Origin of the sequence: Tomitella cavernea (assembly GCF_016599145.1) — a bacterium.
GTDB lineage: Bacteria > Actinomycetota > Actinomycetes > Mycobacteriales > Mycobacteriaceae > Tomitella > Tomitella cavernae.
Map to the genome: position 1 here is coordinate 134,549 of NZ_JAENKO010000001.1, position 16,933 is coordinate 151,481.

Sequence of the window (16,933 nt, forward strand, 5' to 3'; positions counted from 1 at the left end):
AGCGCCGAGCAGGGACAGTCAGGCGTGCGCGTCGAGAGAAAACTCGGCTCCCACGCGGCGCACACGCGGATTGAAGTCCGGCCTTGTCGCCCAGCCGGACGGCATCGACACCCGCGTCACCGGGGATGCGGCCACCTGCGGCAGCGAGAACATCACGTCCCGGATGATGCGGGTGAGAGGCTTCGTCGCCGCCAGCGACGGGGCGAACACTTCGACGTCGAACGCCGAGTTGTCGATGATCGGAGCAACACCGCCCCACGGAACGATCGGGTCCTCCCCCGGCGGCTCATCGACGAGCACCACCGGAAGCGCGTCCTCGAGCTGCTGCAGCGGCGGCAGCCGATCCGCTACCACCGCATCGGGCAGGCAGTCCGTCAGCAGGTCGATGACGAACGCCAGCAGGTCCCTGTCGCCCATCACCGGCCTCCCATCGCCCGGCGCAGGATCCGCATCCGCTTGGCCCGCGACGTCCCGTACTCGCCCTCCACATCCGACGAATGGACGTTGACGACGTACCGTCCATTCCTTCGGAACTCCTCGGCGAGGTGGAACTCGTTGCGCGAATCCGTCTCCTTCGCGTCGATGCGGCGCGCCCGCTGCACCATGTTCGTGGCACGCTGGCGCACCGCGGCACGCAACTGGTCGGACTGGTTGGCCTGCTCGAACACGTCGTGCACGTCGACGCCCATCAGCCCACCTTCCTCTCACAGCGGATCGTGGTGTGCCCGACGCGGGGATGGAGACGTTGGTCCGGATCGCCGACCACGTCGAGATCCCCGATGCCCGGCACCCGCACCCGGCACTGGGGTGCGACGTCGATGTGCGTGCCCGGCGGGGAGACGATCCGGTACGCAGTCCGCACCGCCTGCCGGTATGCGTCCTGCGCCTGCTGACCGCCGCCGCCGGTGACTTCCTCGGATGCGCCGAGCATCTGCACCTCGACGCCGAAGTCGACGGGGCTGACCTGCACACCCGGCACGACCTCGTCGTACACCCACACCGCGGCGCCGTACCGCTCCTCACGCTGCACCGGCCACACGACCGCGACGCCGAAGTAGTCGTACATCAGCAATCCCCGAAGAACCACTGCGGGGCGGACGCGGTCCCCACACCGAACAGATCCTTCTGATCGCGAGTGAACCGCAAAGTCGCCGCCGGATTCAGCAGCGTCGCCGACTCGACCACGTCACCCGCAGTATCCGAGTACGACGACTTACCCTCGTGCACGCCGGGCAGCAGCGCCGCGCGCACCATTTCGAGCGACACCTGCCGCGCCGTCGACTCGTCTTCCGAGCCCGGCACGACCGTCACGTGCCGGCGGATCAGCACCGCCGCCATGTCCAGCAGCTTCTCGGCCCGCACCTTCTCCGTCGCCTTGAGTGGACGCCACTGCGCCACAAGCTGCTCGACGGTCGCGAACGCTGCCACTGTCAGTCTCCGATCACGACAGGGCCGCGATCAACGCGTCCCGGTCCATCTCCGCCACCTGCTCGATGGGCAGGCCGCGGGCGAGCGCGTACTCGGCCCACGTGTCCCGGGTCGCCGTCATCCGCGGACGCTCGGGCCCCGCCTCTGCGCCCTCGGGTTCGGCCACTTCCTCGGCGGCACCGTCCTGCGTCCCGGCGGGCTCGGCCACCGGGACCGGATCTGCGGCGGCTTCCGACGTCGCGGAAGCCCGGCGCACAGCCTTGACGACTCCCCGGCGCGCATGCCGCTCGCCCTCGGCCTTGGAGATCTCGACGACGTCGCCGGCCCGGTGACGCTGGAACACCGGCGCCTCCGCGGCCGACGACAGCCGACGATCCCACTGCTCTGCCAGCACCTTGTACTTCGGCATTGTCAGGCCACCACCCTCACGCTGCGATGCCGCTGATCCAGCAGGCCGAGAGCGGCTCGTCCACGCCGACCGCGCGGATCTGGGAGACGTCGGAACGCCACGACTCGGTCGGCCCGCCGTTCGGCCCGCCGCCCTCGCCATACATTCCGGTGGCCTCCATCGGCCGCGGGTCCGCGTAGAACCCGGTGATCCCGCGCTGCAGAACGAGCGCCTTGGTCTTCGGCCAGAACCGCGAGGTGAACACCGTCATGCCCATCAGGCTGGACGGCAGCACGCCGGTGTATGCGATGTTCTGGTCAGCGATGTTGCCGGTGAACAGCCCCTTGAACTCGGAGGAGTCCATCAGCGCCGGCAGCACCGCAGGGTTGACGACGATGCTGTCGGCCAGGTAGCCGAGCGGCTGCTCGGAGTCTCCGTCGAACACGGCGCCGTTGACCTTCTCCATCGCGGCCGCGATGTCGTGGCGGGGAGTGCCCGCCGACGCCGACCACTCGTCGGTGGCCGCGACCGACTGCAGCGACGCGCCGGTGAGCGCGGCCTGCAGCGACTTCTCGTTCGAGCGGATGACGGTGTTCGACGCCGCCCGCACCTGCTTGTTGACGCGGTCGAGCTGATTGAAGTCCCGCATCTCACGCGACACGCGCACGCCGAGCGCGATCTTGTGGCCGACAGCGAAGTCCGGCTCGGCCTCATCGGATCCGAACACGGGGATCTCGCCGAACTCGCCGACGACCTCCGGGCCTCCGTCGAGGAACACAGGCGCCGACTGCGTGAACTGGACGACCGGGCTCGCGGGCTTGCCTCCGTTACGGAAGATCGCTTCGACCAGCAGGTTGTTCCGGACCAGCTCGACCACGCGGGTGGGGATGACCGTCGGGCTGCCGAGCAGCTGGGAGACGGTGACCTGGGGCCCATCGAAGATGGACACGATGCTCTTCGTCATGGCAGTTGTTCTCCTCAGATGCCCAGCCGGACCAGCACCGTGTTGGCGGTGTCCGACTTCTTCTCGATGACTCGGCCGACGATCTCGCCGACCGTCTCGGTTCCCGCGGACTTCTTCACCGCGCCGTCCGCGTCGGCGACAACCAGGTCACCGGCGGCCGCGGTACCGTCCGATGCGATCGGCACGACCGCGGGGCACGTGGCCACCGCGGCGTGCGTCGGTACCGCCACGAAGTTCGTCGACGCGCCTTCGGGTGCGGCGTCGGTGAGGGCCACGCCCAGCACGTTCGCCGCCCCCGCCGCCGCCGGCTTGATCGTGCGGGCCGCCGTGCCCGGCACGACAACCTGCCCGCCGGTCACCTTCGCCTCTGCCTCAAAGGTGATCGGCCCCGTCTTGAACTTGACGTTGATTCCGGACATGTCAGCACTCCCAGCTCTTGTACTCGGCGGACTCGCGGATGTCGGCCGCCGGCTCCTCCGGCTCGCCTGCGTGCCCGATCTCCGCGAGCGGGATCAGACCGTCAGGCATCGCCGCGAGCGCCTCGCGTACGCCCTCCGGATCCCCGGCGAACGCCGCGATCCAGTGGTCGCGACGGGCAGGCGGCACGGCGCCGGACTGGATCTTCGCGTCGACCAGCGCTTCGCGCTCGGCCTGCTCCTGCCGTGCGCGCGCCGCAGCGCCCGCCTCCGCCCCGGCGCGCAGCTGCTCGAGCGTCTCCGAGTCGACCGCGACCATTCCGCGCTTCTCCATCTCTGCGGCCAGGTCCAGCTTTCCGACGACGGCGCCGCCACCGCCTCCGCCGCCGCCGGTCGCGACGACGTCCAGGCTGATGCCGCCGGCACCGTCTCCGGCCTGCTCAGCGAGCGCCTCGTCCAACGCGGCCAGCACCGTCTTCTCGTCGGCATCCTCGGCAGTACCGAGGCGCTGACGCAGGTCCTCCATCAGGGTGGGCATGACGCCCCCTTTCCTCTCGGGAACCTCGACCGCCTCGGCCGAGGGGATCCGCGGCGCCGGCGCGTGCTCACGCCCAGCGAAGCGGAAGTTCTTCATCGACCACGCGCCCGCCCGGGCGCGCGCATCGGGGGCAGCAGAGCTGTCGACCCGGTCAGCGAGTCCCGCGTCGATTGCCTCGTCTGCGGTGAACCACGTCTCGTCGGCGACGAGCTCGCGCCACTGATCGACGTCGCCGCCCGCGCGGGCCGCATAGATCGAAGTGATCGAGGTGGCCAGCTTGTCGAGCCGGTCGGCGTCCTTGCGCAGATCGCCTGCGCTGCCTTCGGTGAACAGCCAGGGCTCGTGAATCATCAACTGCGATCCGGGGCCCATCACGATCACGTCACCGGCCATCGCGATCACCGACGCCGCCGAGGCAGCCAGCCCGTCGACCACCACGGTCACCCGCGCGTCATTCGCCCGCAGGGCGTTGAAGATCGCGATTCCGTCGAAGGCGTCGCCGCCGGGGCTGTTGATGCGCACCCGCAGCTCGTCGGCGTCGAGGTCCTTGATCTGCTGGGCGATCGTCGCCGCGTCGGTGTCTCTGAACCAGGACCCGATGACGTCGTAGATGAAGATCTCCGGCGGGGCGTCCTTGGTGGCCGCGTTGATACGGCACCACGTTTTCGTCACGATTCGTCTCCCTCCGAAGGGGTCGTCGATTCCCGCCCGGACGTCCCGGGTTCTGGCGGCAACGCCATCGGGGGCAGCCCATACATCTGGCGCAGGAACTCCTCGAGCGGACGGTCCGGGAAGATCAGGCCCCCGTCCCGCAGAGCCTTGAGCGCCTCGGCCGTAGCCGCGTGCCGGGCACCGATCTCGTCGAACACCAGGCGCGGCGCCCGCTCGTCGAGCCCGAAGTTCACGTCGACAAGGTCCTCGACGATGTGCGCGTTCGCGACCGACTGGATGTAGGCGGCGCGGGTCTGCAGCGACTGCACGAACGCGTCAGCCTGCGTGCCCGCCAGCGCGTAGGAACCGCCCTTACCGTCGAGGTTGAGGAAGTGCGCAAGCACCGACTTCCCGATCTGCGCGTCCGAGTAGACGATGAGCGGCATCGGATCCGGCAGGTTCCCACTGATCCCCAACAGGTTCAGCTTGGCCCCCGACGGCACGGCGCCGCCCGCGCGGCGGCCAGCCTGAAAGTCGGAGGCCATCTTGCGGCCCTTCGCAATGTCCGCATCCGAGGCACCGGCCGGAGCCTCGTAGATCGGCACGCCCATGCCGTTCCGCTGCACGACCTGCGGCGCCAGGCGGAGCATCGCGTTCTTGATCATCCACGGCGCGTAGCACTGACGCAGAACGCTGTTGCCAGTCCAGTCCGCGCCTTCCTTGTCGCAGACGTACGCGACGAGACGGGACACCGGGATCCGCACGCGACGCCCCGTGACGGCCCGCATATCGCGGGTCTGCTCGATCCACTCGAGCCCACCGTCGCGCGCGACTTCGATCTCCTGGATCGACAGGGGCATGCGCGGCGCCAGCTTGCGCAGACGCACCCGGTTCGCATCGTCGATCCGATACACCTGCTCGAAGAACATGTGCCCGTACGGCATCATCAGTAGCGCCTGATCGAGGTGCTCGTTCCACGAGAACCGGCCACGCGTCCGTCCGGTGTTCCGCTCCGGCTGGCCGACGATCGGCAGGTTCAGGTCGTCGGCGACATGCTGCACGACTTCGTCGCGCGCGCCGTTCGGATCGACCCGCCACACGGTGCGCTTGAGAGGCAAGGTGATCGCCCGCAGCACGGAGATCACCTGCGCGTCCTCACGGCGCATCCGGTTGTAGACCGGCAGGTTCGCCGGCCACCGCAGCTCCGGGGTCGTCTCGTCGTCAATCGACGACGCGCTTCCGTTGCCGCCGGCCGCGTAGCCGATCTCAGAGAGAGGCGCCGGTGCGGTCGCTTCTGCCACAGCCCATCTCCTCTCGTCAGAACCCCGCCGTGGCGAGGAAGCTCGTACCCGCCGCTTCGTCGTCGCTGTCCCAGGCGGTAGTGGTCGTGTGGTCGTCGATTCCTGCGGGCGCGGGCGGCTGCGGATCCGGCGCCTGCGCCGACCGGGTGACCAGCGCCCACAGGGCGAGCGCCGCTGCGACGAGCGGCGCGATGTTCGCCTCGCACCGCCAGTCCAGGCCCCACGCGCCCGTCGTCCCGATCGGTCGTTTCTTCACCAGCGCGAGCGGCTCGGTGAGCAGCGGGTCCCCCGAATGGGTGATCCGTCCCTCGGCGATCCAGGTGACGAGCATCAAGCACGCCTGCCCCATCTCGCCGGCCGACGACTTCACCGCCTCGATGCCCTTAAGCAACAGCCCCGGCTCGAGCACCGTGGTCGGCGACTTCGCGTCCATCGCCACGGCCACCGGATCCTGCAGGTCCACCGCGCCCGCCAGGAACTCGACGTCCGCGTGCGTATTCGGCGCCCCCGCGGCGCCCACCTCCAGGTGCACGCTCTCGTCTTCGCAGAACGCCGCGGACACGACCGCGGTCATCTCGCCGCCCCAGTCCCGGGCCACGCCCAACGCCGACGCGCCGGTGACGGGGGGAGAGAAAGACTCCCCGATCTCCCCCGCATCCCAGCACGTCATGTCCGCGATCGGCTCGTGCGCCGCGGCCTCTTCCGGGTCCGGCGGGAACACCGGGATCGACAGCCGTTCGACCTTGTACCCGGCGATCCCGGACTCGCCGAGCGCCCGCGCCGACTCGAACTCGCCGTGCAGATAGCCGAAGGACGTCAGGTAGCCGGTCGACGGGTTCGCCCGCAGGATCGACTCCTGCGCGCCAGGGTCGGCGTCCTCCGGCGCCGAGTACTCGACGTACGCCAGCGTCGGGTCCGCGCCGCTACGGCCGGCCCGGATGATCGAGGACCAGATCTCACAGTTCGGATGCTCGAGGAAGTTCGGCGCGCTGCCAAGGTAGATCGTCTGCGGGTTCTTGCCGGTCGTCATCGTCGCCGCGATCGCGTTGCGCGACTCAGGCGAGTAGATCATCGCCTCGTCGATCACGACCCGGTCGAAGCTGAACGACCGGGCGACGCTGTCGGTGCGGGTGCGGAACATGATCGACGACCCGTTCCGCAGCTTGATGCCCTCCTCGCCGCCGCGTCGGCGCACGCCGCCGCGGGGGATCATCGCCCGCAAGTCCGGGTGCGCCTCGAGCAGCTGCACGAGCTTGTTCATCGAGTTGATCGCCGCCGGCATCTCGTGGGCGGTGTGCAGGATCCGCACGCCCGGCTCGAGCACCAGCCAGCCGAGCTCCATGTTCTCGGCGATCCCGTTCTTGCCGTTCTGCCGGGCGCACAGGATCGCGCACTTCGACGCCGACCACCGGCCGTCGCGGCCGACGCCCATGAAGTCGGTGGTCGCGTCGATCTGCCAAGGGATCTGCACGCGCCCCACCACGGCCGCCAGGTCGAGCACCTCGTCGGCCAGCGAGTCGACGTAGTCGGGGACGTTACGGAACCGGGGCTGTTGCCAGCCGCTCAGCTCGGGCTGCGGCGAGCGCATCGAGCAACCCACCTCCCTCGCTGGTCGTCTCCTCCGTCTCGAGCTGGCGGATCGTCAGCCGCAGCACGCCCATCACCGACCGGCGCTCCGACAGCGCACCGTCGATGCGCAGCACGTACTCGCCGTCGCCGTCCGGCGCGTCGATCTGCGCCCATGCGCTGTCTTCGCCGGAGATCAGCCGGTCCAGCTGGTCGAGCGACGCGACCAGCCGGCACGCCTCTGCGAGCAGCACCAGCCGCCCGGCGTCCGCCTTGAACCCGGAGGCCAGCGCATCCCACAAGTGCCGTCCACGCTCGGACATCTGCTCCGGCTGGAAGCCCGCCCGCAGGTCCGTGCCCGCCCCGTCGTTCACCGCTCACCGCCTCCCGATTTTTTCGCCGTCGAGGGAAATCTGACTCGTGACGTCGGTGGGTGGGTCAGGGGACGGGGCCCCAGATATTTCCGGGGAGCCCCTACGTACGACGATTACTCGCGGGCCTCTGACCTGCACCGATACACAGCGCGGGCCTGTGACCAGCGGCAATGCCGCCGGTCAGGTCGGCCACGCCATCGCCAGCCGCCGCGGCGCCACCACGCGGCCCGCCGCGCGCGCCGCCGGGCGCGCGTCATCACGGTCCCCCGCGCCCCGTGCCGCGTTGCACGACGAGTGCAGCAGCCGGGTCGCCAGCGCCCCGCCGTCGCGCCGCGACTGCTCATGGTCCGCGGCCAGCGGCTTGCCGTCCGGGTTCGCGCTGCCGTCACGGAACATCGGCGCCCCGCACCACCAGCACGGCGCACCGTCGACGTGCCCCTTGAGGAGCCGGTCGCGTTGCTGCTGGTGCCTCCACCCAAGGCCGCGCTCCGACGTCTTGCCGCGGCCCGCCGTGCGCTTGGCCGCGGCCGCGCCGAGAGCGGCATGCCGCAGCAGCACGGTGTGCTCACCGGCGAGCTGCTCGGCCAGCGCCTCGGCGACCACCACCGACCGGTGCCGCCCGGCGCTGCACCCGACAGCCACCGCGACGTCGCCGCACGCAGCGCGCTGCGCGACGCGCCGGGCCTGCTCGTCGATGTACCGAGTCACCGCGTCGTGGCCGAGGAGCCAGTCCTTCACCTGGGCGCTGCGCCCATCGCGCGGGCGCAGGCCCGGCACGTCGTGCGGGTTCGGCAACCGCCGGCAGTCGCACACCACGTCGGCGCGTGGCCGCGGCCCGCGGCCGAACCCGAACGACACGATCTCGATCACGACGACCGCCTCCTCGGGCCACGGGCCGAACCTCGCCGCACCAGCGCGCACCCGGCCGCGAACGGGGAAGGCCGACGTGCGCGTGCCCCCGCCATGGGTTCAGAGCGGGGGCACGGTGGTCGCCGGGGCGAGGCGTAGGTTCCCTCGGCTGCGCCCCAGCTTGTTTGCCATGCGGGGTGCAGCTCGAATAGCCACCAGGAAGGAGTGCAGTCGAGGGAGCTTGCTCCCGCGCAGCACGACCTCACCCGATTCATCAACGGGGTCATGGGCCGAGCTTGACCGTCATCCGCTCCGACTGAGCACCGGCGTGACGCGGGAAGAACGCGAAAGCGCGGGGTGGCCTTCTGGCCCACGTCCCGCGCAATGCGCTCAGCATAGCCGGGTGGGGGTGTTTAAGGTCAAGCACCCGGCGCGGCCTGGCGTGTCGGGTGGTCCAGGTGTGCGTCCATGACGTCGCCCATCCGGTAGACGCGGATGGGATCGCCCGCCCCGATCCTGATCTCTCGCAGCACCGGCAGCTTGCCCGCGATGCGCAGTGTGCGGATCCGCGCTTTCGTGAGCTCGTCCCACGGGGCGCCGAGCGACCGGCCCAACTCGAGCACGCCCGCCGGGGTGAGCTCCTTCGCCCGCGCCCGCGCCTCTGCCTCCCGCGCCGTGGCAGGGTCGACGAACGTGCGCGGGTCGCGCGGCCGGTCCGACAGGCGCCGGCAGTACCGCAGCACGCGGCCGACGTCGTCGACGATCTCCTCGGCTCCGTCGGTCAGGGCGACGGCGATGATCCACCGGCGCAGCCACCGGGCCATCGACAGCACGTCGTTCGCACCGCCGTAGTCGAGCTGCCGGGCCTCGCAGGTGCGGCGCACCCACCCGGCGAGCACGGCGCGCAGCTCGTCGCCCGCTTCCGAGGCTTCTGGGTTGAACGGCATCGGCGAGGCGGACAGGCGGCCCCGCCGTCCCGGGCTCCGGCCGAAGCAGTCCTGCCGGGCGATGGTCACGGCCAGGTCCTCGACGACGCCGGGCACCTGCTCGAGGAGATCTCGGAGTTCCTTCTGCCCGGAACGGTCGAGGAAGAACCCATCGGTATCAGTCTGGTGGGAAGTCACGTACGGCTCCTGGATGATCGGCGGCGACTACGACGACGAGGCGAGACCGTGCCGGGCCCAGACGCGCGTGTGCGCGTCTGGGAACCGACCCGGCCCGACCCGTCCCGTCCCGACCCGGACTTTCCAGAACCTGTAGACCTGGCTTCTGCTGGATCTGCTGGATACAGCAGGTCAGGTGTTGGTGCTGGTGGGGGCGGGGGTGTGGGCGCGTGTCCCCGGCTGGTTGCCGGTCCGCTGCCGGGTTGTAGGGGCAGGGTGACCGTCGCGTTCTCCCGACTGGCTGTGGGGGCCGCTGGCGGTGTGGGTGCGCGTTCTCCGGCTGGGTGCCGGTCCGCAGCGTGGTCGCGTTCTCCCGCGTCAGGCGGGGCCGCAGGCCGTGGTGTGGGTCCCGCCTGGTCGCGTCCACCCACCGGGTGTGGGTCCGCAGGCCGTGGCGGCGGGACGGGTGCGCGCTCTCCCACTGGCTGTGGGTCCGCAGCAGGGTGCGGCGCCGCTGGCTGCGGCGCCGTCGTCGTGGTGGTGGGCGCGGGCTGGCTGCCGGCGTCCGGGGTGGCGGCCGCGTGGGCTGCCTGGTTGCGGTCGACTTCCGCTTGGCGGTCGTCGGGCACCGTTCCCGGCGGCAGGGTTCGCCCGCGCCGGGTGTCGATGCTGTAGCCGTTCGACCGGGCCCACTCGTGATTGGCGATCCAGTCACGGGTGTGGGCCGAGTAGTACGGCCGGGTCGGGGCCGACAGCAGCTTGTGGCGCTCGTCGGCCAGCGGATCGTCGGAGCGGGACGCGTTGCAGCCCTGGCAGGATACGACCATCGTGTCGACCGTGGCGGCCTGGCCGGGCCGCCGATGGTCGTAGGTGCCGCGCAGCCGGCCCTTGCGGGCCTTCCAGTTGACGACCTGGCCGCAGTAGCGGCAGCCGTCGCCGTCGCGCAGCCGGACCGGGATCACCAGTTCCGGGTTCGCGTTGTCGGACTTGCGTTGGCGTTCCCACTCGATCTCTTCGCGGGTGCGCATGTGGATGAACTCCGGGTCGTCGGGGATCTTCCACATGGCCGTGCCGTCGACGGTGATGCGCTCCATTAGCTCGGCCCGCTCGCACAGGTCGAGCAGCACCGCGGTGGCGTCGTCGTCGCCGCCGACCACGCGGGCGTTGCCGTAGGAGACGACGTAGTCGGTCAGGTGCGCGGCGGCGAGCGACGCGCTGCCGACGAGGAACCCGAACACGGCGTTGCGGGTGATCCCGTCGATCTGCAGCTCGTAGAGCCGCAGCAGACGGGGGTTCGTGATCGAGTTGTCGCCGATCCTCAGCCACGCCACGGGCCACCACCAGACGACATTGATCACTCCTCATTTCAGTGCGCAAAACCGGAACATTCACAGGTCACAGGCGAGCTGGTGGGGCGCGCGGCCCGGCCGGGGTGGGCATCACAGCCGCGCCTCCGCGGCCGCCGACGCCGAGTACCGCTCCGACGCCGGCTGGTGGCCCTCGTAGTCGGGCCTGACCGACCCGCGGTCATCGCAGTGCGCACGCAGCCTCCGCAGGCACTCGGCGGTCGCCTGGGCGTCGCCGAGCGCAGTGTGCGGCGCCTCGTTCTCCACGCCCCACCACGCGCAGCAGACGTCGAGCCCTGGCAGCTTCAGCGGGTCCTTCTGCAGCGCGGCCGCGGTGAGCGCGGACAGGTCCGCGAGGCGGTGATGCCACGTCGGTACGCCCGCGTCGCACCGGTCCTCGAACAGCGTGGCCAGGAACGCCGCATCGAACGCGGGGCTCGCCCCGGCCAGCGTCGCCCCGTCGAGCCAGCCGAACAGCTCGCACAGCGCGTCGTTGAGCGCCGACTCGCCCATCGCCTGCTCGTACACCCGCCGCTCGAAATATCGGTTCACCGTCCACGCGCGCGGCGACGCGGCAGCCAGGTCCTCCCGGCGCAGTGCGGGCACGATCACCCTGTGGTCACCGGTGCCCAGGTCGACGGCGGCGAGCTCCACCACGGTGTGCTTGGCGGGGTCGAGCCCCGTCGTCTCGACATCGACTACGATCACTCGGCGGTCAGACATTGCGGCTCCTTCGGCTGCGTGTGGGGTCGTGGGCCCACATCGGTGGGCTGGTGGACGGGCGCGGCACCGGCGGCCGGCCAGGCGGATCCGGGGTGCCATCGTGGGCGAGGGCGGAGGGGAGGGCGCGCTGCGGGGCGCGCTCGGGGATGAGTGGGGCGTCGGGCACGTCATCGTGTTCGATGACCTCACGGTTGCCAACGAGCCACAGGGCGTCCGGCACAGTCCATGTGAGCGAATCGGCGCCCTGGCCCACCCCGAGGATCACGCGCTGCGGCCATCGGGTGTAGACGCGCAGCGCCTCGTAGTCGTATTCGATGTCGCGTGACGGAAGGCGGACTGCGGCGGCGCGTTCGGCCACGTCGTTGTCGACGACATTCATGAGGCGGTCGAATAGCGCCTCGAGAGGGTCGAGCGTTGGTGGCGGCGGCGGGGGTGGACCAACGAACAACGACCCCGGGCACACCACCGGCGACGTGTCCTCGTCGTACCGATAGTCCGGGTCGACCTCGCCGAATCTCCGCATCTGCCGCATCCGCTCCGTCACCGCGAGCCCGTGAAAATCGTCGCCGCAATGCGGGCACTCCGGCTGGCCCAGATTGTGGTCGTAGCCGGACGGCTCTTGGGCGAGCTGGGCGTCGACGAGGGCGTCGATCTCCTCCTCCGTCACGCCGGTCCTCCCTCTGCGGTGTCACGCTTGCCGTGCTCGATGTACTCGGCGACGGTGATGAGCTCGACGGGGTCGACGGCGGCACGGCTGAGGACGGTCGCTGCGGCCAGGACGGCGCGGGCCGCGCGGGCGGCGTCGACGCGCGCGAGCTGCTTCTCACTCAGGTGCTCGTAGTCGGTCATGATGGTTCTCCTAGTTCGGTGATGGTGATCTCGATGCGCGGCCGGGCACGGTCGATCTCGACACCCAGCCCGACGCGGGGCACGTGCCGGTAGTCGTCATCGCCGAGCACGCCGGCCTGCACGAGGCCGTCGAGCGTGGCCTTGAGGAACGGGCCGAGCGCGTCGGCATCGCGGCGGGTGCGGGTGGGGGCGTGCCAGACGACGTCCACCCGCGCGCGGCGCAGCAGCGGCACCCTGGCCTGCTTCGCGAGCGCCCAGACGAGCTGGCCGGCCTCGTGCTTCGCGGCGCGCATCGTCCGCCAGGTCGCCCGCCGCTGGTCGTTCGCGGTCATCGGCGGCTTGCGCAGCTCGGCGACGAGCACCCAGGTGCGTGGTTCAGAGCCCATCGAGCACCTCCCGCACCCACTCGGACGCGTCCACCTCGCCGAGCACGGTCCCCATCGGCAGGCCCAGCGCATCCTCGAGGAGACCGAGCGTGCGGACGATCGCGGCCCACAGCCGGTCAGCGACGACGCCTAACGGGTCTGCGGCGAGGAGATCGCCGGCATCACCCGGCCAATGATCGGGACTCATGGCTGGCGCCGGATCAGATCGGTCATGCACGAGCCGCAGAACTCGCCATCGCTTCCCGAGTACCAGCCGATAGCCCCGCCCGTGATGACCTGCACCGGGGTGTAAGCGTGATCCTGCGGCGTGCGAACGCGTCCACAACGGCCACAGTGCGCACACTGCTCGTCCTGCACGCCAGCGTCGCGCTGCTCTCCTTCGTCGTAGACGTGCCACACGAACGGGGCTACGACCGCGGTGCCGACGTAGTCGCCCGCGGTGTGCAGCGGGAGTCCGGTGCCGGCGACGCACAGAGTCCGCGTCGCGTTCGCCTGCTCGGTGTCGACCCGCGCCCAGACGGACAGGCTGGTCGGCGACTCCGCGTGCACGTGCGGCAGGACCTCCGCGCCTGCCGGAATGGTGATGTCGACGGTGTCGTCGACGTCGAACGTGAACTTCCAGATCGTGATCACTTCGGCTCCTCGTTCCATTCGATGTCCCCCCAGTGCTCGCCGTCGTGGCCGGCGTCGAGCACACAGCGGAGGGTGACGTCCCGGCCGCGGTCGACGCGCGGCCACGTCTGGGTGGCCCCGCACTGCCGGATCAGCGGTACCCCTCGATTCGGTCGTGGCGGACGAGTCCGCAGATCTCGCACACCCGGTAATGAGACCGGCGCGTGTGCACGTTGCCGAGGTAGTGGCTCCACCCGTACATCGCGTCGTGAAAGCCCTTGTAGCCCCAGTGGTGGCGGTGGAAACGGGCCCGCCAGGTGCCCCAGTTCGCGTAGTTCGGCTCCCGATGCCTGCGCCGACTCATGCGTCACCGTCCTTCCGTCGCGGCATGGTGAGCCAGGCGACTGCCGGCGCGAGCCACCCGCCAGACGTGAGGACCGCGACTGCTGTCCCGACCACGACGAGCAACCCGAGCGCGGCACGACCGTCGAAGATCAGCGAGTAGCCATACCAGCAGCCAAGGCCGAGTCCGCCGAACGCGACGACGGCCATGATTCCGATCCCGCACCAGGCGCGAACGGCTTCACTACGCTCACGCATCGCCATCACCGTCCAGGTTGCGGCGGAGCATCTCGATCACTCCATGGGCGGGCACGATGACGAGCGGGGCCAGCCCCTCGACGTCAGCCCTCAACGTGGCCTCCAACTCCTCCACCCGGGTGACGATGGCCAGAAGATCGGCCCGGTCCCGCTCGTGCAGCGACATGTCCTCGCGTGGCACGGACGGGATGCGCCGGCGGATCGCGTCGAGGTCAGCCACGGTCATCACCGTCCAGGGCGAGGATCATGCGGCGTGCGATGTATTGATGGTCAGCGGCCTGACTGCACGCCAGCTCGCTAGCAAGCGCCCGCACCCGTGCGAGGGTGTCGTGTTGCTTGGCGTACCCCCGGGCTACACGCTCGGCTTGTCGCCACCATTGATCCCAGTAACGCCTACGCACCCACATCACGCATCACCGTCCAGGGCGCGGCGGACGTCGGCCACGGCGCGCTTCCACCCGCAGGTGACCGGGTCGCCGTCCGGGTGGACATCGCAGACGGGATGCCCGGCAACGGCCTCCCGCACCCGCGCGATGGCGGCCCGCGCCTCGTCATGCTCATCTTCGGCCTGCCGTGCGGCGGTGTACTCCTTGGCCCACGCCTCGCCGTGCTCGTGCCGTTGCTGCTTCTCCAGCGCTCCGACGTAACGCCACGCTCGCACCATGGAGGCGCGGGCCTCCCGGAGTCGGTCTGACAGGTATGGCTCGTCCGCGAGGTCGCCCAGCCTGTCCCGCAGCCCTGCGACCTCACCCCGGAGGCGGACCATTTCGGCGCAGTCACGGTCCCGCTCGGCCCGCGCCTCGTCACACTCGTCATCGAGCCTGTCGAATGCTGGACGGCACGGGCACTGCAGCGACGAATGCCCTCCAGCGAGGGGGCGGCGGCAGTTTCCGCACTCCCCGTCCCGAACCGCACCGATCGCACCCATGCCGTTGGCGACGAGGGGCCGCAGCCGCTCCACCTCGGCCAACGCATCATCTCGCTGGCTTCGTAGGTCCGCGATCTGCGCGGACGCACCACGCCGCACGTTCTCGGCCCGTGCCTCCACCTCACGCGCATCAGCCCGCGCCTCCCACAGCGCGACGGCCAGGTCGGGCACCAGCGTGCGGGCGGCGGCGATGAAGGCGGCATCGGCGGCCTGGTGGTATAGGCGGGTGACGCACACGGCCTTTCGTGTCGACTCTGCGTCGCCCGGGATCACGCAGTTCCCCTGCTCGCGGCTGTACTCAGCGATCCACGGCCCCTCGGTCACGCCGTCCATCGCCAGCTCCGCGCGTGCAATCACATCGTCAGGCATCCTCGTCCTCCTCTGCCCAGAACTCGGAGCCGCACCGCTCGCACACCAGGAACCCGCTGCCAGGGGCGTCGTCCATCGGCTTGAGCTGGTGACCATCGGTGCACCTGCCGAACCCTCGTGCCCGATCAAGTGCGTCGTAGCGTTCGTCATTCATCGGTCCACCTCTTGATCTCGCGTTCCAGCTCGTAGCCCGCCTCGACCCGGTCGTTGGCGGCCGCCCAGGCGTCGTAGTCCTCGGCGCGCAGCTCGTAGTCGACGACCGACGCCTGCCAGGCCTTCGCCAGCTTCATCAGCTCCCCTGCGACCAATTCGAGGCGCACCATCCGTGCCGTCACCGCGGCGAACTCGCGCGCCACCGTCAACCGCAGGCCCGCACGCTCGAGCACGCCGGCCACGTGCACGGCGAACAGCCGGTTCCCGTCCACGTGCACGTTCGCCCCCAGCTCGGCCCGCCACCCGCACGCGCACGCCACCTCCGCCGTGCGGAACGGCAGGACCACGCGGGCGTGCCGGTCGATGACGTCCGCGGGCGTCAGCGCGATCACTTTCCTGCTCCTACGTCGACGAGCTCGGCGCAGACGAGGCAGTACTGCTCGCCGCCGCGCCGCGTGAAGAACGGGGCCGGATCGCGGCCCGCGGGGAAGTCGTCGTCCGACAGGAAACAGGTCCCGCACTCGTAGGTGGTCACAACGCCGCCTCCTCTATGCGCGCGGCGACGGCCTCGACGACCGACGCGGCGACGAGCACGACGCCGGCGGCCAGGCCGACACCGGCCAGGGCGACCGTCGTAGCGGTGGCTGCGATGCGCCTCATCCGACGACTCCCCGGATGAACTGCGCGGCCTCCGCGCCCCGGTTCTGGTACGCGCGGTAATGAAGTCCGGTCAGATAGTTGGTGGCCAGCGCGGCGGCATGCTGATACCGCCGGAACGTGGCGAACAAGTCGAACGGGTTGAACGCGGACGGCTGCCAGCGGCCGGCCTTGACCCGGTCGACAAGGTCGCGGCCCCACGCGGCAGGATCCGCCAGCGACATCGCGGCCGACTGGTCGGCGATCGTGCGCAGCGGCGACAACTTCGGGGTGCACGGGATCGGATCGCGCCGGTCCCATACCCACGTCGCGGGGATGCCGTGGACGTCGCGGGACCCGGCCACGCCCCACACGTCCCCGCACACGTGGGCCGGCTGGAACGGATCCGCTATCAACACCACCGCGCGCACGTCCAAGTGCGGGTGCAGGCCCCGGCCGATCTCCGCGGCGGCGTGCCCGGCCAGCGCGGCGCCGCCGCTGTACGCCACGAGTACGGCTGGGTTCTCGGTGGCGTCGATGGCGCCGAGCACCTGGTGCACGCCGAGTGCGAGGGACCGGTCGAAGGCGCGGTCCGCGCCGACGCCGATCGGCCCGTAGGTGACGTCCCAGCGGACCGGCACGTGCCGGAACCTGGTGGGGTCGAGCTCGGTGATCACATGGTCGGTCTGCAGCGGCGCGTCCTGGCCGATCGCCTCACCAATACCGCGCAGGGTGAGCACGTCGATGGTCATC

Annotated in this window: 29 protein-coding genes; all 29 read right to left on the minus strand. The window is 70.5% G+C overall.

Features of this window, described 5'->3' with window-relative positions:
- Nucleotides 1-18: 18 nt before the first annotated feature.
- A complete protein-coding gene (locus JJ683_RS00635) occupies nt 19-417 on the minus strand; it encodes a hypothetical protein (protein WP_182359566.1) in 399 nt (132 codons plus the stop codon).
- Nucleotides 417-689: a hypothetical protein gene (locus JJ683_RS00640; RefSeq protein WP_200170744.1), complete on the minus strand. Its 273-nt coding sequence runs from the start codon at nt 687-689 to the stop codon at nt 417-419. Before JJ683_RS00640 ends, JJ683_RS00635 begins: the two co-directional genes overlap by 1 nt.
- Nucleotides 689-1,066, minus strand: a complete 378-nt coding sequence (locus JJ683_RS00645) for a hypothetical protein (RefSeq protein ID WP_200170745.1) — start codon at nt 1,064-1,066, stop codon at nt 689-691. Before JJ683_RS00645 ends, JJ683_RS00640 begins: the two co-directional genes overlap by 1 nt.
- On the minus strand, nt 1,066-1,428 hold the full coding sequence (locus tag JJ683_RS00650; protein WP_182359561.1) for a hypothetical protein: 363 nt from the start codon (nt 1,426-1,428) through the stop codon (nt 1,066-1,068). The genes JJ683_RS00645 and JJ683_RS00650 overlap by 1 nt, the downstream gene beginning before the upstream one ends.
- A 13-nt stretch (nt 1,429-1,441) precedes the next feature.
- Nucleotides 1,442-1,837 (minus strand): hypothetical protein, encoded by a 396-nt coding sequence (locus JJ683_RS00655; RefSeq protein WP_182359559.1) that lies wholly within the window; start codon nt 1,835-1,837, stop codon nt 1,442-1,444.
- A gap of 16 nt (nt 1,838-1,853) precedes the next feature.
- On the minus strand, nt 1,854-2,780 hold the full coding sequence (locus JJ683_RS00660) for a phage major capsid protein (RefSeq protein WP_200170746.1): 927 nt from the start codon (nt 2,778-2,780) through the stop codon (nt 1,854-1,856).
- 14 nt (nt 2,781-2,794) lie between these two features.
- Complete coding sequence (locus JJ683_RS00665) at nt 2,795-3,199, minus strand: capsid cement protein (protein WP_182359555.1); 405 nt, start codon at nt 3,197-3,199, stop codon at nt 2,795-2,797.
- 1 nt (nt 3,200) lies between these two features.
- The gene (locus JJ683_RS19525) at nt 3,201-4,406 is read right to left on the minus strand and encodes a head maturation protease, ClpP-related (RefSeq protein WP_200170747.1); all 1,206 of its coding nucleotides are present in this window, start codon (nt 4,404-4,406) and stop codon (nt 3,201-3,203) included.
- Nucleotides 4,403-5,686 carry a phage portal protein family protein gene (locus JJ683_RS19530; protein WP_200170748.1) on the minus strand — a complete coding sequence of 428 codons (1,284 nt, stop codon included), beginning with the start codon at nt 5,684-5,686 and terminating at the stop codon, nt 4,403-4,405. The genes JJ683_RS19525 and JJ683_RS19530 overlap by 4 nt, the downstream gene beginning before the upstream one ends.
- 16 nt (nt 5,687-5,702) lie before the next feature.
- Nucleotides 5,703-7,274: a terminase large subunit domain-containing protein gene (locus tag JJ683_RS00680; RefSeq protein ID WP_200170749.1), complete on the minus strand. Its 1,572-nt coding sequence runs from the start codon at nt 7,272-7,274 to the stop codon at nt 5,703-5,705.
- Entirely contained in the window at nt 7,222-7,626 is a 405-nt protein-coding gene (locus tag JJ683_RS00685) for a hypothetical protein (protein WP_200170750.1), read from the minus strand. Before JJ683_RS00685 ends, JJ683_RS00680 begins: the two co-directional genes overlap by 53 nt.
- Before the next feature lie 180 nt (nt 7,627-7,806).
- Nucleotides 7,807-8,496, minus strand: coding sequence for a RapZ C-terminal domain-containing protein (locus JJ683_RS00690; RefSeq protein ID WP_200170751.1), 690 nt, complete (start codon nt 8,494-8,496; stop codon nt 7,807-7,809).
- A 398-nt stretch (nt 8,497-8,894) separates the two neighbouring features.
- On the minus strand, nt 8,895-9,599 hold the full coding sequence (locus JJ683_RS00695) for a hypothetical protein (RefSeq protein ID WP_200170752.1): 705 nt from the start codon (nt 9,597-9,599) through the stop codon (nt 8,895-8,897).
- Nucleotides 9,596-10,936, minus strand: coding sequence for a hypothetical protein (locus tag JJ683_RS00700; RefSeq protein ID WP_200170753.1), 1,341 nt, complete (start codon nt 10,934-10,936; stop codon nt 9,596-9,598). Before JJ683_RS00700 ends, JJ683_RS00695 begins: the two co-directional genes overlap by 4 nt.
- Before the next feature lie 81 nt (nt 10,937-11,017).
- Nucleotides 11,018-11,647, minus strand: a complete 630-nt coding sequence (locus tag JJ683_RS00705; protein WP_200170754.1) for a 3'-5' exonuclease — start codon at nt 11,645-11,647, stop codon at nt 11,018-11,020.
- Nucleotides 11,640-12,314: a hypothetical protein gene (locus JJ683_RS00710; RefSeq protein ID WP_200170755.1), complete on the minus strand. Its 675-nt coding sequence runs from the start codon at nt 12,312-12,314 to the stop codon at nt 11,640-11,642. The genes JJ683_RS00705 and JJ683_RS00710 overlap by 8 nt, the downstream gene beginning before the upstream one ends.
- A complete protein-coding gene (locus JJ683_RS00715; protein ID WP_200170756.1) occupies nt 12,311-12,496 on the minus strand; it encodes a hypothetical protein in 186 nt (61 codons plus the stop codon). Before JJ683_RS00715 ends, JJ683_RS00710 begins: the two co-directional genes overlap by 4 nt.
- A complete protein-coding gene (locus JJ683_RS00720) occupies nt 12,493-12,882 on the minus strand; it encodes a RusA family crossover junction endodeoxyribonuclease (protein WP_200170757.1) in 390 nt (129 codons plus the stop codon). The genes JJ683_RS00715 and JJ683_RS00720 overlap by 4 nt, the downstream gene beginning before the upstream one ends.
- Nucleotides 12,872-13,069, minus strand: a complete 198-nt coding sequence (locus tag JJ683_RS00725; RefSeq protein WP_200170758.1) for a hypothetical protein — start codon at nt 13,067-13,069, stop codon at nt 12,872-12,874. The genes JJ683_RS00720 and JJ683_RS00725 overlap by 11 nt, the downstream gene beginning before the upstream one ends.
- Entirely contained in the window at nt 13,066-13,515 is a 450-nt protein-coding gene (locus JJ683_RS00730; protein WP_200170759.1) for a DUF7352 domain-containing protein, read from the minus strand. The genes JJ683_RS00725 and JJ683_RS00730 overlap by 4 nt, the downstream gene beginning before the upstream one ends.
- A 130-nt stretch (nt 13,516-13,645) precedes the next feature.
- Nucleotides 13,646-13,858 carry a hypothetical protein gene (locus tag JJ683_RS00735; RefSeq protein ID WP_200170760.1) on the minus strand — a complete coding sequence of 71 codons (213 nt, stop codon included), beginning with the start codon at nt 13,856-13,858 and terminating at the stop codon, nt 13,646-13,648.
- On the minus strand, nt 13,855-14,094 hold the full coding sequence (locus tag JJ683_RS00740; protein WP_200170761.1) for a hypothetical protein: 240 nt from the start codon (nt 14,092-14,094) through the stop codon (nt 13,855-13,857). The genes JJ683_RS00735 and JJ683_RS00740 overlap by 4 nt, the downstream gene beginning before the upstream one ends.
- The gene (locus tag JJ683_RS00745; RefSeq protein WP_200170762.1) at nt 14,087-14,320 is read right to left on the minus strand and encodes a hypothetical protein; all 234 of its coding nucleotides are present in this window, start codon (nt 14,318-14,320) and stop codon (nt 14,087-14,089) included. The genes JJ683_RS00740 and JJ683_RS00745 overlap by 8 nt, the downstream gene beginning before the upstream one ends.
- A 180-nt stretch (nt 14,321-14,500) precedes the next feature.
- Nucleotides 14,501-15,391 carry a hypothetical protein gene (locus JJ683_RS00750; RefSeq protein WP_200170763.1) on the minus strand — a complete coding sequence of 297 codons (891 nt, stop codon included), beginning with the start codon at nt 15,389-15,391 and terminating at the stop codon, nt 14,501-14,503.
- The gene (locus JJ683_RS00755) at nt 15,384-15,545 is read right to left on the minus strand and encodes a hypothetical protein (RefSeq protein WP_182359528.1); all 162 of its coding nucleotides are present in this window, start codon (nt 15,543-15,545) and stop codon (nt 15,384-15,386) included. Before JJ683_RS00755 ends, JJ683_RS00750 begins: the two co-directional genes overlap by 8 nt.
- Complete coding sequence (locus tag JJ683_RS00760; RefSeq protein ID WP_200170764.1) at nt 15,538-15,936, minus strand: hypothetical protein; 399 nt, start codon at nt 15,934-15,936, stop codon at nt 15,538-15,540. The genes JJ683_RS00755 and JJ683_RS00760 overlap by 8 nt, the downstream gene beginning before the upstream one ends.
- Complete coding sequence (locus JJ683_RS00765) at nt 15,933-16,079, minus strand: hypothetical protein (RefSeq protein WP_200170765.1); 147 nt, start codon at nt 16,077-16,079, stop codon at nt 15,933-15,935. Before JJ683_RS00765 ends, JJ683_RS00760 begins: the two co-directional genes overlap by 4 nt.
- Nucleotides 16,076-16,204, minus strand: a complete 129-nt coding sequence (locus JJ683_RS19350) for a hypothetical protein (RefSeq protein ID WP_277952036.1) — start codon at nt 16,202-16,204, stop codon at nt 16,076-16,078. Before JJ683_RS19350 ends, JJ683_RS00765 begins: the two co-directional genes overlap by 4 nt.
- Complete coding sequence (locus tag JJ683_RS00770) at nt 16,201-16,932, minus strand: hypothetical protein (protein ID WP_200170766.1); 732 nt, start codon at nt 16,930-16,932, stop codon at nt 16,201-16,203. The genes JJ683_RS19350 and JJ683_RS00770 overlap by 4 nt, the downstream gene beginning before the upstream one ends.
- Nucleotide 16,933 lies beyond the last annotated feature (1 nt).

Bases quoted from the DNA above. Each gene is read 5' to 3' on its own strand.
- JJ683_RS00635 (WP_182359566.1), bottom strand. From the start codon at position 417: ATGGGCGACAGGGACCTGCTGGCGTTCGTCATCGACCTGCTGACGGAC.
- JJ683_RS00640 (WP_200170744.1), bottom strand. From the start codon at position 689: ATGGGCGTCGACGTGCACGACGTGTTCGAGCAGGCCAACCAGTCCGAC.
- JJ683_RS00645 (WP_200170745.1), bottom strand. From the start codon at position 1,066: ATGTACGACTACTTCGGCGTCGCGGTCGTGTGGCCGGTGCAGCGTGAG.
- JJ683_RS00655 (WP_182359559.1), bottom strand. From the start codon at position 1,837: ATGCCGAAGTACAAGGTGCTGGCAGAGCAGTGGGATCGTCGGCTGTCG.
- JJ683_RS00660 (WP_200170746.1), bottom strand. From the start codon at position 2,780: ATGACGAAGAGCATCGTGTCCATCTTCGATGGGCCCCAGGTCACCGTC.
- JJ683_RS00665 (WP_182359555.1), bottom strand. From the start codon at position 3,199: ATGTCCGGAATCAACGTCAAGTTCAAGACGGGGCCGATCACCTTTGAG.
- JJ683_RS00680 (WP_200170749.1), bottom strand. From the start codon at position 7,274: ATGCGCTCGCCGCAGCCCGAGCTGAGCGGCTGGCAACAGCCCCGGTTC.
- JJ683_RS00705 (WP_200170754.1), bottom strand. From the start codon at position 11,647: ATGTCTGACCGCCGAGTGATCGTAGTCGATGTCGAGACGACGGGGCTC.
- JJ683_RS00715 (WP_200170756.1), bottom strand. From the start codon at position 12,496: ATGACCGACTACGAGCACCTGAGTGAGAAGCAGCTCGCGCGCGTCGAC.
- JJ683_RS00720 (WP_200170757.1), bottom strand. From the start codon at position 12,882: ATGGGCTCTGAACCACGCACCTGGGTGCTCGTCGCCGAGCTGCGCAAG.
- JJ683_RS00725 (WP_200170758.1), bottom strand. From the start codon at position 13,069: ATGAGTCCCGATCATTGGCCGGGTGATGCCGGCGATCTCCTCGCCGCA.
- JJ683_RS00735 (WP_200170760.1), bottom strand. From the start codon at position 13,858: ATGAGTCGGCGCAGGCATCGGGAGCCGAACTACGCGAACTGGGGCACC.
- JJ683_RS00740 (WP_200170761.1), bottom strand. From the start codon at position 14,094: ATGCGTGAGCGTAGTGAAGCCGTTCGCGCCTGGTGCGGGATCGGAATC.
- JJ683_RS00745 (WP_200170762.1), bottom strand. From the start codon at position 14,320: ATGACCGTGGCTGACCTCGACGCGATCCGCCGGCGCATCCCGTCCGTG.
- JJ683_RS00750 (WP_200170763.1), bottom strand. From the start codon at position 15,391: ATGCCTGACGATGTGATTGCACGCGCGGAGCTGGCGATGGACGGCGTG.
- JJ683_RS00755 (WP_182359528.1), bottom strand. From the start codon at position 15,545: ATGAATGACGAACGCTACGACGCACTTGATCGGGCACGAGGGTTCGGC.
- JJ683_RS19350 (WP_277952036.1), bottom strand. From the start codon at position 16,204: ATGAGGCGCATCGCAGCCACCGCTACGACGGTCGCCCTGGCCGGTGTC.
- JJ683_RS00770 (WP_200170766.1), bottom strand. From the start codon at position 16,932: ATGACCATCGACGTGCTCACCCTGCGCGGTATTGGTGAGGCGATCGGC.